The organism is Trinickia dabaoshanensis (assembly GCF_002879885.1).
Lineage (GTDB): Bacteria > Pseudomonadota > Gammaproteobacteria > Burkholderiales > Burkholderiaceae > Trinickia > Trinickia dabaoshanensis.
Genome location: NZ_PNYA01000045.1, coordinates 1 through 14569, shown reverse-complemented (window position 1 = coordinate 14569; position 14569 = coordinate 1). Strand labels below are relative to the sequence as shown.

Sequence of the window (14569 nt, the reverse complement as noted above, 5' to 3'; positions counted from 1 at the left end):
CCTCCACCCATTCCGAGGAACCGGCAGCTATCACGGGCACGCCGCGAGAAGCGCAGACATGTAGTGTCAATGTCCGCCATGTAGACACGGGCTGCTACCTCTCACGCCCCCTCTTAAAACGTTGCCGCCCCTCCGACAGGGACGTCGCCGAGACCGGCTTTTTCACCCGGGGCCCGCTCGATCGACCATTCGGGGCAACGCCGACTTTGCCGACAGCACCACCGGCCGATGCATATTCCTTAGCTTCCAGCGGATTCATCGCCGCGACCACTACGCGCTGGTCCGTCTCCTCCCTAAGCCGGGTTCGATAGAGCCTCAGCCGCGCCGCCTTAACGCGCTCTTCCACCTCGAACGGACAGACAAGATCGCTTCGCCGTGATGTCGCGCCCACCTCTATGCCAGCTAGTTCCTCGACATCCGCCCGATGTATCTGATAATGAGTGGACTTGTATGCCCAATCAATATCACCGAGGTGTGCGCATGACTTGCCGCTTTCACGGGCGCGGCCGTAAGCGATTGAGAGTAAGAGTTGGAGCTTTCTGCGGAGCCCAAAACTGTACCTATGCAATAGTTCAGCGTCCTTTGTTTGATCGAAAGCTAAGCCGCCGTTCGCCACGCGAAGTATCTCGCCCAAATATTCGGTCCACCCGGCCAGTTCATCCGCGCACTCGAGGCAATCGGGCAACATGACAAGCGGGTTCGACAGCAGCCTATCGCGATACTGCTGCGCACGCTTTGCCAGGCCGTGGACCATGTCGTAATTGGCAGCATACAAAAGAGGTGGCCCAAGGTAGGTATGAAGTAGGAGAGTCTTCGTAACTCGGGTAGTTGCGCCGCTCTGTGCGAGGAACTGCAGCTCATCAAGCAATATTGCCGATACCCCGTCACGAAAGACCCCGCGTTGCGCAACAGGCATCTCTCCGCTAACGCTTCCCACCCTTTTCCTGCGGACAGCCTCGTTCGAGAGCGAAACATGCGCGGTGTGCGCTGGGTCACGCCAACGCGCCGTCGATTCTCGCAGCGAGTTGAAGATTGCAGCCTCGGTGTCGTGCTCTTTCACTGCAAGGTAGAGGAAACTGCGTAGGGGAAGGGGTTGGCCAGGGTGGCCCTCGCACTCCGTGTCCGGTAACAATCTGGTCACCGCTTTAAGCAAGGCGCTCTTTCCGCTACCTGCGAGACCGGTGAGGCAAATCGCAGGGCGAGGTGCTAGTTTTACGGATTCGAAGTCGTAAAGCTGAGCCATGAAAGATCGCGGATCGACTTCCGGAAAGACCGCTCGGGAATATGTCGCCGCCACATCGACGATACGACGAATGACTCGAATGCCGGGTGGCGTTGCAACGAAAATTGACTCGAGCCCGCAAAGCAAAGTCGAGGCAGCCATGCCAGCAGAAATCGAGTGAGGTAACACGACCGGGTCTGGTGATAATCTCGTTCGCGCTTCAATCGTTTTGTCGTCGAGATTGACGAATCGCTTCGCCCATGGCGTGAGGTTCTTCATGGCGTGGCCCTCGGAGTCAAGGCATCACGCTCCGCGTTCGACTGTATTCGGCTCTTTCCCCGGCGTTTACCCTTGGCCGAAGCCCACGTGCCGGCAGTAGGGTCTTTGCCCGTAGCTGCCTCGCATGCCTGCTGGTACTTCAATTCCTCACCAATTGCGCGCTCCCGTTGATCCGACCGCATCGCCGCCAGTTGCTGGACCTCAGCGGCAAGGTGAAGAGTAGTGGAGTACAACTGGGCATCGTCGTCCCGGATTGGCAATTGCGCGTCAACGGGAATAAGACGATGATCGACCTTGACCCAAGCGTGGCGCACGCACAGATTCATCGCATAGCCAGGCACCTTCAACGTCTGCGATCGCGGCAGTCGTTGGCGGAAGCCCGCAGCTTCCAATTCCTGCGACGCAAAACTGCGGGCATCGAGACGGAGAGAGTCCCGTGTTGCCTTGAACTCAACCGGTGTTAGGAAGGTACGAACCGCTTCATCAGAGCTGATCAATTCCGCACTCGTGCGACCACGTTTATCAAGCCATTCCCAGATGCTCATCGGATTGGGCGGGTTATTGAGTTCAATCATGTCGGGCGTCAGACGCTCGCTCGCGTCGCTGCTCCAATTGTCTTTTATCGCTCTGAGTATTTCGTCCTTTGCCGCATCGACCGGTGTCAAGGTGCTTTGGAATTTTATCGGCCGCCCTTCTGTCCGGACGGTCCTCGGATGGGAGGATTCGACACTCGCCTTATCCATGGGCGAGAACGACGCCGTCAGCTCGCGCCAGCCAATGTAACGATCGTCACCCAAGACGGTTTGCGCTGCCCCAGGTCCGCGGTCTATCGATAGGTGCGCGGGTAAGCCGATGCATGGCCAGTCCTCATCACTGATCTCGAGGCCAAAGAGTCGGGCAAATTCAGCCTTTCGAATGGAGGCGCAAAAAAGGGCCATCCGGTACGCGTCTGCGGTTTCACTTCCCCAAGCGAACCCGACACCTGCGATCACGCCAGATAAGACATCGACGAGTCTGACTACGCAGAATTTTTTGTCGGAAGGCCTTCCGGCGAAATCACGGAGGCGATCCTTGCGGAAATAGCCGTCAGCCTCCGCGCGTTCGAAAACGTTTGCAACACCTCGACTGTATCGGCCTTGGTCCGGGGCAAGGCGCTGACGCACACGGCTAGCCCCGTAGATGGCCTCACTCCGCAAACCTGGGCTGTAGGCTTTGCGGGTACAGTACGTTACCTGATTGATGGTGGGAAAGGGGTTACTGTCACGCGAGACGATGCGTAATTCCTCGCCCTTGCCCACGGTCGTGCAGTTGAAATCGTTCTTGAGAATCTTAACGTAGACTTCAGGCCACTTGCTTCCGATGTCCATGCACTTAGCGTAGCCATTTTCTATGGTCCGGCGTGCATTGTCGTCGACATGAAAGTACGTGCCACGGCCACCTCGGGGTGGAAGACCCAGCGGCTTGCACGCGGATATGCTTTTGCGATCCCAGTGTCCAATGCGAATGTACGATGGATAAAGGGCACGTTCGCTCCCAAACACACGGTAGCAGGCGAACCACAAGCAGAGGCGATTCGGATGGGACCGCGGTGCAAAGACACGAGCCAGCGCAGCGATGGCCCGCGACGGATCGCCGGAGCAAAATATTTGTTCAACGCGACTTAGCAAAGGCTGAATCTCGCACAAACGAGCCGTTACCCTGTCGACGTTGGAGTGTTTGCCACGGCCTCTAGCGGCTTCAATGCTCTGTAGATCAATCCCTTCGAGTGAAACCAGCCAAGGCGGCAGCGATGGCTGCGTGCCGCTCACGCAAATCGCGTGTTCGAGAAGTCCGGACTCGAAATCCGGGCGCGCTATCCGTCGTATTACCGCTCTTTTCTCCTTTGCGTCGATGAACTCGACCAAAAAGGTCCATGTCGGCGAATGGAAGTTATCGAGCAAGTGCAGCTTGGCCGACTTGGGGATGCCGCGGTACCCTTCAGGAAATTCAAGCAAGGACCCGATGTTCATTACGCACCTCGCGCGAACAATTGCGCATAGCGATGGAATGGATTCGTCCGTTCCGGCCTGAGGGGCTTATTGACGAGTACCGGCTTAAAGAGATCAACGATCAACTCACGGCGCCAGATCGCCTGGTACAACACAACCAAGCAGTCCCGCCGTTCGCACCTGAACTGCTTACCCAGCGATTCCAACAAATCGAGCGGTGCGCGTTCCGTGCCGACGATGCCGCAAAAAGCACTGACCATCTCCTCGCGCTGCAACTCCTGTAAGTCGGTCCGTCGACTGTCCCACGGAATCAACATTCGCAAGTTATCGACCAGCGTCTGATCAAACGTCGCTCGGGTGACCCGATGCGTCGGAATCCCGCATTCCTGGTAGCAGACTTCCTCGATCCGATGGCGCGCTGTGGCGTGCATGACGCTTTCGTGGCTGCGACGACGTAGCGGGCGCAGACCCTGCCGCTCGAGGAATGCCTCCTCGGTGCGCTTCACGGTCCAATTCACCGCATAGACGCCGGCCGCGTCACGCAGAATCAGCAACAGATCGCCGACCAACGGGATAGGCACGTGATAAGCACCGTCGGCGTCTTCCGCCACGAAGCGCGGTTGGTATTTTGTGAGTTCGAGCCGTTCAGCCACCCGAATCGTTCCGGGCAACCACAGTAAGTTGGGACTCGCATCGTTATAGAGCGATGCCGGGTGGCGGGCTGGCTCGAGCGGTAAGCATCGCTGCTCCAGCAGATCGACGAGCGCTGGACAATGAAGCGCTACGACCGCGGCGGCGGCCTCGGTGGAACTTAAAACATGCACGGACCTCTGGAGTTTGGACGATAAGATCTGACTACACCGCGACATGCTGGGCGCTTCCCCGCGGACAGCTTTGATGGCTGGTTGATACTGGGCCCCGGTCCTGTCTATCCCTTGACGGCTTTCATAACGCCGAACCAGTGCCATCATGCGTGATGACTTTGCCGCTGAGCGAGTAGATTGCATTGTGTTCCCCTTCGTCGAGTGAACGATGCCTGCGCACCCGGCGGGCGGGCACGTAGAGCTGATACGACACCGAAAAAACGGGGAAAAGCAGGGCCCACAACTTCGCCTTGACAAAGGCAAAGCTGTGGACGACGATACATGTAATCGCAACCTGAAAGCGATATGCACGTCCAGAAAGGCCGCATGCTCCTGCAAGAGCTGCGGCCTTTGTGCTTCCCCCCCCAAATCAATTGTTCGACATGCGCCCCTCCTGCTGAGTCTCGACTGGTCGATCCGGGCCATTCGATGGCCATACCATCGGGTTCGGCGTTTCCGCCGACGACTTAAGCCCCAGCGCAACTGCAATCCGATGGGCCTCCCCGCGCACTCCGCGCGTACGCCCCAGAAGGACGGCATACACCGAGTCCGGGCTGAACCCGTGTGCACGCGCCCACTCGACGACTGTTATGCCGTGAGCAGAAAAGGCATCCCGAACTTCTTCGCGTGTTCTGTTGGGCAACATTGTGGAGACTTGAAAAACGATGAACAAATTTTATTCAATCAGAACAAATTTTTCAATGCAATTCAAAAAGAATCGATTTAAGCCATAACACCTATCCATACTCCGCACGATTAATTTTATCGCAACTAAATAGACACAAACTTCGATTGAAATGACCCGTGGCGCACGATCGGAGCAATCCGTCCGAACTATTGCATTCCTCTTCTTATGTACTACTATGCACATATGCATGATCGAAGAGATATGATGCCAACATCATCGAATCCGCAGCGCCTAGGCTTGAAGCTCGCACCTCGCTTTAAAGGGGCGGGTGTAACGCAGTCAGAACTGGCTCGTGCCGTAGGCGCCAGTCAGTCGCAAGTGAGTCGCATCCTCGCTGGACGCATCGTTCGACATACACGGCTCCTGGATAAGATATGCATCTATGCATCCCGTCGGCTAAATTGCGGCCGACACACTGATGCGCGTCGGAATTCGGAACTCATGTCTGCTCTCGCTGAAGTTTGGGACGGCAGCGACCAGCACGCGCATGCGCTTGCACAAGTGATCCGAAGCTTGGCGGAGCTCGATGAACTGGCAATGCGGTTCGTCAAAAGGGAGGCAAAACGCTGATGATCATTGCCCAAGCGATGCCGGGCGAACTCGGGGTCGCTCACTCCGGACGTATTTCATACCTTAACGGAATCTCAACGCTCGCGGATCTTCGACGGATATTGTTGGGTAAATCCAGAGATCATCGCAAGCGCGACGAATTCCGACAGCCTTTTAAGGTTATTTCGACTCGACTCGGAATAGATTCCGAAACCTATTTAGCAAACCATTCGCTGCTACCGTTCACATACGCCTGTCCACCGGGAAATAAGGAACGCTACAGTTACCAAGATCTCGTGGCGGCGTGGTTAAAGCCTGCCGACAGTCAGATTCTCAAGCACCTACGTTTTTGCTTGGAATGCGCCCAACAAGATGCCATTGACGTTGGTTTCTGTTGGTGGAGGCGGGAGCATCAACTCCCAGGCGTTGATATTTGCATTCATCATCACAAGGTGCTCTGCCTTGTACACGATGACAGAGCAGCGGAGCGCTTGCCCAGTCACTATGTAAAAGGCACGAGGTACGTTTTGGAAACAAGTCCCAACTGGCAGGACGAGGCCGTGGCACGGTATAGGGCATTCGCCGTTTCGTTACTTACGCAGCGCGTCGAGCCATCACGTCTCCGACTTCGCGTCAGACAACGGTGCATTGAACTTGCCATCGGGAGCGCGAAAAAACATCATTCATGCTCCTCGATTAGCCGCCACGTTCGGTCGCGGTTCCCAAATGACTGGCTCCAAAAGCATCGTCCTATGTTGTTGCATCCCAGCTATGAAGGGCGCGATTTGATGATCGATGCCGGCTTCCGCGGGCAGGGTGCCCCTGGGATGGCGATCGTGATGGCTCTCGCCAGCCTGTTCGATCGATTTGAAGATTTGAATTGCGAGCAAGCGACGTTCCGCACTTCAATTTGGTCGGCACGACCTCCGATCGCAGCCGATGCAAGCAAGTCGGTGCAAGGATTCGCACGGATATTTGTTGCCGAGCAAGGTGACTGCCGGCGTATCGCGCGTGCGATTGGCTGCGCGCGCCGAACAGCCGCGCGTTTGCGACTTCGCTTTGGCCTTCCCGCTGTCCCGCGTTTGCTGACTGCGTCGCACCACATCGCGTTTGATCGAATTCACGCAGCGAGCGAAACTGACCTGAAGAATTGGGGCACCGAGATGCACCGATACTGGAAGGCACGGCCTTCCAGAGGCCCCAGAGGCGCAGACCTAGCGGAATTTCTGCGCATCAGCGGCGGTTGACCTTTGACACTGCGGCTCGACTTGGCGGTGGGTCCAAATACTGGCTGTCGACTCGTGCGTAGATGGTCAGACGATGACGTTTTAATTGTTCCAATCGATGTAATCGGACTATACCAATAACCGCGCCGGCCCATGTCAGTGGTGAAGTCTCCAGCATGTATGCGCCGGAGAGCGGACTCGTCCAACGTATGTCCTGGTCCAAACGACGCGCGTTTTGTTAGTAAATTGCAGATAATCAAAGAACCGAGCATATTCAGCAACGAAACAACGCAGAGACGCCGATGAGCAAAAGAACTGTCCTGCAGCTGATGCGGGAGAGCCGGCGCGGCCACCCCATCGATTCCGACATGCTCCGGGGCATGGGGATTAGCGCCGCACTCGCGGCGCACATGGTCAAATCCGGGTGGCTGCAACGGCTCTCACAGGGCGTCTACCTTATGACCGGTGATACCCCAACAAGAGACGGTTCGATCGCGTACCTAACTCGACCCGTTACCGGCCTTCACGTTGGGGGGAAACGGCACTCTCGTGGCAAGGCGTCCGCCACAACATCGCGTTTCGCGAAAAGGTTGTGCTGTGGGGCCAGAAAGCGTACCGCATCCCCTCCTGGGTGGATGAGCACCTGAGCTAGTCATTTCAGACCACTGCCCTGTTCGACCATGATCTGCCTTACAAGAAGGGCCTAAAGCCGCTTCGTGCTGGCGATCCACAGGTGCGGGCGGGTGTCAGTGCCCGAGCGAGCCATCCTGGAACTCGCTAGCGACATCGGCAACGGACAGTCGCTCGAGGAAGCGAGTAATCTAATGGTGAGCCTGCGTTACCTGCGCGCCGACGTCCTTGACGAGTTTTTGAGCCACCGCCCCCGAGTGAAGGTCAGTGGATCGTCTCGGTGCCGGGAAAAGATGGCCGAATCGGCCAAAAAATGGCCGGATAACACTCAAGCCGAAATGATCGGCAATCTTGAGTTCGACGGCGACTCAATCGCGTTAGTCGTGGGGCAACGCGCGCATTGCAGCCATGCGTATCCCATCGGTCAGAAGGCCCGAGGCGACGGCAACGACAATCGCCGATGGCCGACCAGCGGAAGCACGAGCAGCCATCAATGCGGACCAGATAAGCACGTGTCGAGATCGGCCAGCAATGTCCACTCGAGGTACATCGTGCCTGTCAGTTTGAGGGCGACGTCCAGCTTCTGCTCACCCATCAATCGGTCGGTATAACCTCAGCTGCCCCAGGGTTCAAGAAGCTAAAAGCGGACTGCGTGCCTTAACCGAGGTATGCTTGGCGCGCCAGCTGTACGAAGGACGCACAACTTATTTGCGGCCTGCCGCAGCAACGGGAGATGCACCATGCGATCCATCGAACATTTCCGTGACGAGTTGCTTGCCAAGGACTGGCCCGACGATTTGCGCTTGGCGAAAATGGCTCGACTTTCGCACTCCGAAAACATCGAACGGTTCGCGGCTCGCTTGCGCTCGAACGGAACGTTGTTCGGGGTGTGGGTTGCACATGAACACGCGTTTCGATATCCCGACGTCCAATTTGACGTGCTAGGCAACGTTAAGCCCGAGGTTGCCGATCTCCTGAGGTTGCTGCCCGGCGAAGACGAAGATCGCGGCGGCTGGCGCCGCGCTTTCTGGCTTTACTCGCCGCATGCGCTACTTGACGGTCGAACTCCAGCCGAAGTTTTTCAGAGCCAGCCACGGCTTGTCGTGGACGTGGCAAGACGCGAGTTCGCCGCCGACGGCGATTCCAGTTGGTGACCCCGTGCCCACTTCCCGAGCCGTCGTTCTGCGCGTAGTCGGGCGTGCCGGGATAATGGCACAAACGCACAACGCGCCGTACGCTCATGCAAAAGCTCAGACAAAGATCAGTCGGGCTAATGATGGCCGACATTCAGGCGTACGGCCGTTCAACGAACGGGCTATGGAGCAAGTTCGCGGACGCTTTGGAGGGCTCGTAGCGTCTAGCCGCGGGTCGGCGGGAGCCGTCATCTGAGCGTCTTATCGACCGATCCACCGTCGAGTAGAAGCGAACCCGCTTGCCGTGATGCACGATGCCGGACACGCCAATGGCCGTCGCCAGATGCGTCTTGCCCGAACCCGCTCCGCCGACCAGCACCAGGTTGTGCGCGGCTTCGGTAAAGCTCATGTCGGCCAGTTGCATGACGAGCTTGCGATCAACCGGAGAGCCATCGAAGTCGAAGCCCGCCACGCGATGCGCCAGGAACTTCGCGGCGTTCATCTGTTGGTTGACCGAGCGCAGGGCCCGATCGGTACTCTCGGCTCTCGGCGGCAAGCAACTGCTCAAGCAACCACCGGGCCGTCGGCTCCTCAACGTTGCCCTGTTCGAGCAGTTCGCCCCAGGCAGCCGCCATCCCGTGCAACCGTAGCTGCTTCAGTTCAGTGATCAAGTCACGCATGGCCTGCCTCCCGCGCCTTGCGCAAACCGTTATAGCGCGACGTATCGGCACGCGGCGGCGTCGCCAACTGCAACGCCGTACGATCTTCGGCGGCAGCGGTACGCTAGGCGACCTTTCCCGCCATGTGTAGCCATGCACGTAACAACTCTCGCAGATGGGCTGCAGCAGACTCAGGACGACATGGGCCGTGGACGTGAGCAGCATGCACGGAGCGCGCTCATTGCGCTGAGTCACCTCCTGTGGTTATGATCGCGCTCGTTATTGAAAGAGTTGGAGTCAACCGGCGGTATCACGAACAAGTTGAAGAAGCCGAAAGGAATCTGAGCGTGTTGATCCGTTTGCATTGGACGCTGGGCATCGTCCCATCCCCCACGGCCTGATGCATATGGGTGGCTATTGCCGCGCCCAGCTCCGAGGCGCGCATCGAAAGACGGCTCCGGCACTGATTTGCATTGGCGACATCACGACGTTTTGGCTGCGAACATCTGGGCGCGGTACGCCACGCGGAAGCCGTTCTCGCCCAAAGCGAAAGACGCTTGCCGACCCATTCGAGTCACTCAGTCGGCATTGGCGGCGGTCCGCTGTCTCGCCGATACGAGACAAACGCTGAACGTTGGGTCGCTGGAACACTCGAATGAAGGTTTCTATAATGCAGCAGCATTCGCTCGGCTCTCACCGCGAGTGACGTGTTTCGCGGCCCGCCATTCGGCGGACTTTGTGGGGTCGCGAAGACTCAGAGAAAGCAAAAAATCCGGCACAGCACTTCGACCAAAAATGATTGAAACATTCAAGTTAAAGTTTGGCAAAAACTCGGAAACTGCAGCAGAGTCGGTAGCTGCTGCACCTGTGAATGTCTTTGTCGGTCCAAATAATTCAGGGAAGAGCAAACTTCTGTCGGAGATAGCAGAATTCTGCCGCACCGGCATAAAAGACAATAAAGCCGTTATCCTCGACGATCTAACCTTTGCTGCATTCGACGACGCCGCCATCGATGTAGCTCTCGAACGTATCCGACGCCCGGATGAACCTGGGCGGGAAGCTCCGCCGGACCACATATTTGTAGGTCTCACAAGGAACGGAAACGCCCTTCCAGTCGCGAGCTACAGGCAGTACATGAAAGCGCCGAACGACCACGTTGCGGCATATTGCCAATGGTTTCAGGTTTACGACACGTTAAGCCTTTCGGGGGCAAACCGAATCAACCTTGTCAGCGATCAAGCGGGAGGTGATCTACAACGTCCCCCTGAAACGAACTTTCAAGTGTTGTTTCGCGATGACGCGAAATATCACGAGGTTCGTCGTATCGTGTTCGAAGCGTTTGGGAGCTACCTTCTCATCGATCCGACCGACCTCGGAAAACTAAAAATCCGCCTTGCAGACGAACCGCCGCACGATGTAATGGAAGAACGGGGTTTGGTTCCAAAGGGTGTGGCGTACCATGCCAAGGCACGTTATATCGGCGACGCAAGCGACGGCGTGAAAGCATTTACTGGAATCATCATTGCCACGATAGCAGGCAATCCTAGCGTCATGCTGATCGATGAGCCTGAAGCGTTCCTACACCCTTCCGTTGCGTTCAAATTGGGCCACGAAGTGTCACGGGGAGCACTAACTCAAGGTAAAAAAGTGTTTGCGGCCACGCATAGTGCCTCGTTCCTCATGGGCTGCATACAATCGGGGGCACGCATCAACATTGTCCGATTGAACTACAGAAGTGGCACCGCATCAGCACGCGTACTTGACGGAGAGTCCCTTGTCCGACTCATGCGTCACCCACTTCTGAGGTCTACGGGGGTACTAAACGCACTTTTTTACGAATTCGTCGTTGTCACAGAATCCGACGCCGATCGTGCTTTCTATCAGGAGATCAACGAAAGACTCTTGCAATACAAGCCGGAGTGGGCGATCGGAAATGCGCTCTTCATCAATGCGCAGAACAAGCAGACCATTCCGACAATTCTCCGCCCGCTGCGTCAGCTCGGGATTCCGGCCGTTGGTATCGTCGATATTGATGCGTTGAAAGAAGGCGGGACCGTTTGGGCGAACCTTCTCGACGGGGCTGGCATTCCCGCCATATCTCGCGACGGCCTCGCAAGCATGCGCCATTCAGTGAAGGCAGCACTGGACAAGAGCGGCAAAAATATGAAGCGTGACGGAGGGGTCAACATTCTGGAATCAGATGATCGCCGCGCCGCGCAGATTCTCCTAGATCAATTGAGCGAGCACGGTATTTTTATCGTGCCGGGTGGCGAACTCGAGTCATGGCTAAAGCACCGCGAAGTGTCTGGGCATGGGCCTAACTGGCTAACGTCTATCTTTGAGAAATTGGGCGCTGATCCGACAAGCGAAAGCTATGCTCGTCCGTGTGAGAACGACGTTTGGGCATTCCTATCTAAGGTACGCGGATGGCTCGTAAACGCGAGCCGCAAAGGCATACCTGATTAAATACGTTGAATGAACCTGAACTCTTATCGAAAAGGACTTCGCGGTGGACCTCATCGGATTCAACAAAAAATTTACGCTGCTCTGTCAGGAGGCACACCTTGCGAAGAACACCATCCTGTCCGGGTTCGAATTGCTCCTGAAAGCGAATTTCTATCAGGACACGGAGGGGAACTTCTACTCAGCGTTCTTTCACCTGTCGATTGGGTTCGAGCGGCTTCTCAAGCTCGCGGTCGTCACGCATCACATGTTGAGCAACGATTACAGGTCGCCCACGATTAAAGAGCTAAGACGGAATTATGGGCATAATGTTGAACGCCTTTATCAGGAATGCCGTCAACTCATTCCACTCTATTCGCGCGGCGAGGCCGAGCCGCCACCGCTGACTGAGGACGATGAAGCGGTCGTCGCGTTCCTGTCGGACTACGGCGACCAGTCGCGTTACTTCAATCTGAACGAGGTTTGCGAAGCGAAGATGGAGCGTAGCCCGCTCTACAAGTGGCTCGACATCGCTGTGTCGCTGTATGAGGAATATACCCCAGCAGTGAGGCGAGAGCGATCAGCACTGGAAATGATCTACAAGATGGATAGCGACGGCGTGTCCAATGGTTACACGATGAACCTCGACGAAAACGGCCACCCGATGACTCGGTTCGACTGCTACCACCGGCAGTATGTCATCGAGAAAGCGGCGCCGCTGGCGATATGGCGCTTGGTGGAAACCTTCCAGCCGATTCATCACCTGCTTGAGGCGATGGCTCATTCGGCGGGTGAATATGAGCGAAGCAAAAACATCACTCAGATGGTCGTGCCGCACTACGAGGATTTTTTCTACTTCCTGTTAGCTGACCGAGACTCGATCAAACGCCGAAAGCGCTGGCTGGCGATATTCAGTTCGTAGCTTGACCTTCGACTGTCCATAGACGCGGCTCGCCGCTATCAGGCCAACGCGCCTTCGGAAGTTGCTCATCTTTCATCGCTCAATGGTAGCTGTATCCGCACAGGCCGTTAGTCGATACCAAACGGGTCGAATGGCCGAAACGCGTCGAGTTTCAGCCATTTGTCGCCGTCGAGCAAGCGTCGCTTCGTGGCCGGCTAGCGCCCGACGACCGAGCCCGGCGATCGCCGCAGGCGCAGCCTCTCATGCAAAAGGCATAAAGCGACCCACTCCGGTCAGACAATTTTCTCCAAACCGGCCAGTCAGCCCAATCCAGATTGTGCAAACGGGAGTGCCACTAAGCGGCCGTTGGCGACCTCACCCAATCGGCCATTAAGCGTCATTGATTTGCGTCGATGGCGAGACGTTGGGGCGTCCCATTTGGCTCAGGGAACGGACACCCAAGTCATGCTACGCGACTTTTTCGTAAGCGCGAATTTAAGGGCACCACCTAGAATCGGAAGCTGAACGAACGAGCAAGACATTTCCGGAGGACTTTGGTAGCGCGAGGTGGGGGTACTCTTTCGCGCAGAGACGTCCCGAGCCCCTACGATTATGCACCGGGAGCATGGCCGCGGCCGCGCCTTGCCCGTGATAACGAGGCGCCTCGCTCCCTGATGTCCGACGAGAAGCTCACAACGCTCGGCTGGTGCCGAACATGGGTGCGAGATCGTCGCCACACAGTAGCATTATATTCAGTCTTTAACGCGCGAGCGATATTTCATGCAAACGAGGCTTCGTCGAGATTTGGCAGTTGGCGGAACGCTGGTTTTGCGAATAGGTAACCCTGCATGAGGCTGACGCCTTCGGCCAAGAAGAAATCCCGCTCGCCCTTTGACTCGATGCCTTCTGCGATCACGCGAATGCCCAAGTCATTGGCGATGGCCAAAATCCCCTTGACGATCCGTTGACGTACCGAATCTTGATCGATGTTCCGAAGCAGGAACATGTCCAGTTTAACGATGTCGGGTTGGAAATCCACGAGCAACGCCATCCCCGAATAACCGGAGCCGAAGTCGTCGATGGCAGTCAGGAAACCGTACTCCTTGTACGATCTGAAGACGTTGACAATGTGCGTGCGGTCAGCGATAAATTCACCCTCGACAGTCTCGAAGATAATCTTGTCGAGCGGGAATCCATGTGTTTCTGCTGCCATCAATGTCGTTCGGATACAGGCTTCGGGCCGGTAGACGGCGTTCGGCATAAAGTTGATCGACAGATGGGCGTCCAGGTTCAGTTCGGCCGCTGACGCAATGGCAACTTGCCGGCATCGCTGGTCGAACGGGTACTTGTTCTGTTCGTCGATCTGGGACAAGACTGAGCTCGCCGGTTCGCCATTCGCGCCTCTCACCAGCGCCTCGAATGCAAACGGCTTCTGGCTCTTCATGTCCACGATAGGCTGGAAAGCGAAGCCTATCTCCATTGACAACGCATTCGCATCCTTACATGCACTGCACCCTCGCGACGGGAATGACGGCGATGGAAGTTTGTTCACGTTTAAAGCCTTCATTGGACGATTCTTGCTGCGTCGAGCAGAAGCATCGGGGTCGGCGGTTCCACGCCCGGAGGAGACGCGACCGCCAGGTGTCTCGATCACGCGTCGATCACGGCTTGGCGCTGGTTAGCTGCGTGCCTGCCGGGGCCGAGCGTGCAACAGTCGGCCGGAATGCTTAAAACATGCTCTCCTGGCGGGTCAAACGAGCCGAAGGCGCGCATCGCCGATTGGAGCGCGCCGTTGGCCCGGGGGTTACTGAGTTAACGGCCAAGGGATCGGGAGCTTTAGCGGCCGCGTTCGCCGTCCCCGATGGCACATGCGCTAGTTGGGATAGCGCGCGTCATGCTTCTGACCCCAGCCGGAAGACCGCTACGGAGTCGGCAAGCATGCGTCCCTGATCGTCGAGCGCCTTTGACGCGGCAGCGACTTGTTCGACC

10 protein-coding genes and 2 pseudogenes are annotated in these 14569 nt (G+C 56.9%); 6 read left to right on the top strand and 6 right to left on the bottom strand.

Annotated elements, in window-relative coordinates:
• Positions 1-94 precede the first annotated feature (94 nt).
• The 4 genes from C0Z18_RS31425 to C0Z18_RS31410 all read right to left on the bottom strand — a co-directional run bounded on the left by C0Z18_RS31425 (position 95) and on the right by C0Z18_RS31410 (position 4998).
• Positions 95-1501, bottom strand: coding sequence for a P-loop NTPase family protein (locus tag C0Z18_RS31425; protein ID WP_146014148.1), 1407 nt, complete (start codon positions 1499-1501; stop codon positions 95-97).
• Positions 1498-3510, bottom strand: a complete 2013-nt coding sequence (locus C0Z18_RS31420) for a hypothetical protein (protein WP_102649362.1) — start codon at positions 3508-3510, stop codon at positions 1498-1500. Before C0Z18_RS31420 ends, C0Z18_RS31425 begins: the two co-directional genes overlap by 4 nt.
• Positions 3510-4142 (bottom strand): PDDEXK family nuclease, encoded by a 633-nt coding sequence (locus C0Z18_RS31415; protein ID WP_146014147.1) that lies wholly within the window; start codon positions 4140-4142, stop codon positions 3510-3512. Before C0Z18_RS31415 ends, C0Z18_RS31420 begins: the two co-directional genes overlap by 1 nt.
• 580 nt (positions 4143-4722) lie before the next feature.
• On the bottom strand, positions 4723-4998 hold the full coding sequence (locus C0Z18_RS31410; protein WP_102649360.1) for a DNA-binding protein: 276 nt from the start codon (positions 4996-4998) through the stop codon (positions 4723-4725).
• Positions 4999-5205: 207 nt separating this feature from the next.
• Here C0Z18_RS31410 and C0Z18_RS31405 point away from each other — a divergent pair, with 207 nt between their 5' ends.
• The 4 genes and pseudogenes from C0Z18_RS31405 (at position 5206) to C0Z18_RS31390 (ending at position 8599) form a co-directional block, all read left to right on the top strand.
• Positions 5206-5610 (top strand): helix-turn-helix transcriptional regulator, encoded by a 405-nt coding sequence (locus C0Z18_RS31405; protein WP_332888228.1) that lies wholly within the window; start codon positions 5206-5208, stop codon positions 5608-5610.
• A complete protein-coding gene (locus C0Z18_RS31400) occupies positions 5610-6836 on the top strand; it encodes a TniQ family protein (RefSeq protein ID WP_102649358.1) in 1227 nt (408 codons plus the stop codon). The genes C0Z18_RS31405 and C0Z18_RS31400 overlap by 1 nt, the downstream gene beginning before the upstream one ends.
• 281 nt (positions 6837-7117) lie before the next feature.
• Positions 7118-7787 (top strand): annotated as a pseudogene (locus tag C0Z18_RS31395) (AbiEi antitoxin N-terminal domain-containing protein).
• Positions 7788-8185: 398 nt separating this feature from the next.
• On the top strand, positions 8186-8599 hold the full coding sequence (locus C0Z18_RS31390; RefSeq protein ID WP_102649357.1) for a hypothetical protein: 414 nt from the start codon (positions 8186-8188) through the stop codon (positions 8597-8599).
• A gap of 250 nt (positions 8600-8849) precedes the next feature.
• Here C0Z18_RS31390 and C0Z18_RS31385 read toward each other — a convergent pair.
• Positions 8850-9258 (bottom strand): annotated as a pseudogene (locus C0Z18_RS31385) (ATP-binding protein); the annotation flags it as partial.
• A 774-nt stretch (positions 9259-10032) separates the two neighbouring features.
• Between C0Z18_RS31385 and C0Z18_RS31380 the strand changes: the two are divergent.
• Positions 10033-11703, top strand: a complete 1671-nt coding sequence (locus tag C0Z18_RS31380; RefSeq protein WP_102649356.1) for an ATP-dependent nuclease — start codon at positions 10033-10035, stop codon at positions 11701-11703.
• A gap of 43 nt (positions 11704-11746) precedes the next feature.
• The gene (locus C0Z18_RS31375) at positions 11747-12601 is read left to right on the top strand and encodes a hypothetical protein (protein WP_102649355.1); all 855 of its coding nucleotides are present in this window, start codon (positions 11747-11749) and stop codon (positions 12599-12601) included.
• A gap of 757 nt (positions 12602-13358) precedes the next feature.
• Here the strand turns inward: C0Z18_RS31375 and C0Z18_RS31370 are convergent.
• Complete coding sequence (locus C0Z18_RS31370) at positions 13359-14147, bottom strand: EAL domain-containing protein (RefSeq protein ID WP_102649354.1); 789 nt, start codon at positions 14145-14147, stop codon at positions 13359-13361.
• Between the last annotated feature and the right edge of the window lie 422 nt (positions 14148-14569).

Excerpts from the sequence above, each read along its gene's own strand:
- C0Z18_RS31410 (WP_102649360.1), bottom strand. The coding sequence starts at position 4,998 with ATGTTGCCCAACAGAACACGCGAAGAAGTTCGGGATGCCTTTTCTGCT.
- C0Z18_RS31420 (WP_102649362.1), bottom strand. The coding sequence starts at position 3,510 with ATGAACATCGGGTCCTTGCTTGAATTTCCTGAAGGGTACCGCGGCATC.
- C0Z18_RS31370 (WP_102649354.1), bottom strand. The coding sequence starts at position 14,147 with ATGAAGGCTTTAAACGTGAACAAACTTCCATCGCCGTCATTCCCGTCG.
- C0Z18_RS31380 (WP_102649356.1), top strand. The coding sequence starts at position 10,033 with ATGATTGAAACATTCAAGTTAAAGTTTGGCAAAAACTCGGAAACTGCA.
- C0Z18_RS31400 (WP_102649358.1), top strand. The coding sequence starts at position 5,610 with ATGATCATTGCCCAAGCGATGCCGGGCGAACTCGGGGTCGCTCACTCC.
- C0Z18_RS31405 (WP_332888228.1), top strand. The coding sequence starts at position 5,206 with ATGTACTACTATGCACATATGCATGATCGAAGAGATATGATGCCAACA.
- C0Z18_RS31390 (WP_102649357.1), top strand. The coding sequence starts at position 8,186 with ATGCGATCCATCGAACATTTCCGTGACGAGTTGCTTGCCAAGGACTGG.
- C0Z18_RS31425 (WP_146014148.1), bottom strand. The coding sequence starts at position 1,501 with ATGAAGAACCTCACGCCATGGGCGAAGCGATTCGTCAATCTCGACGAC.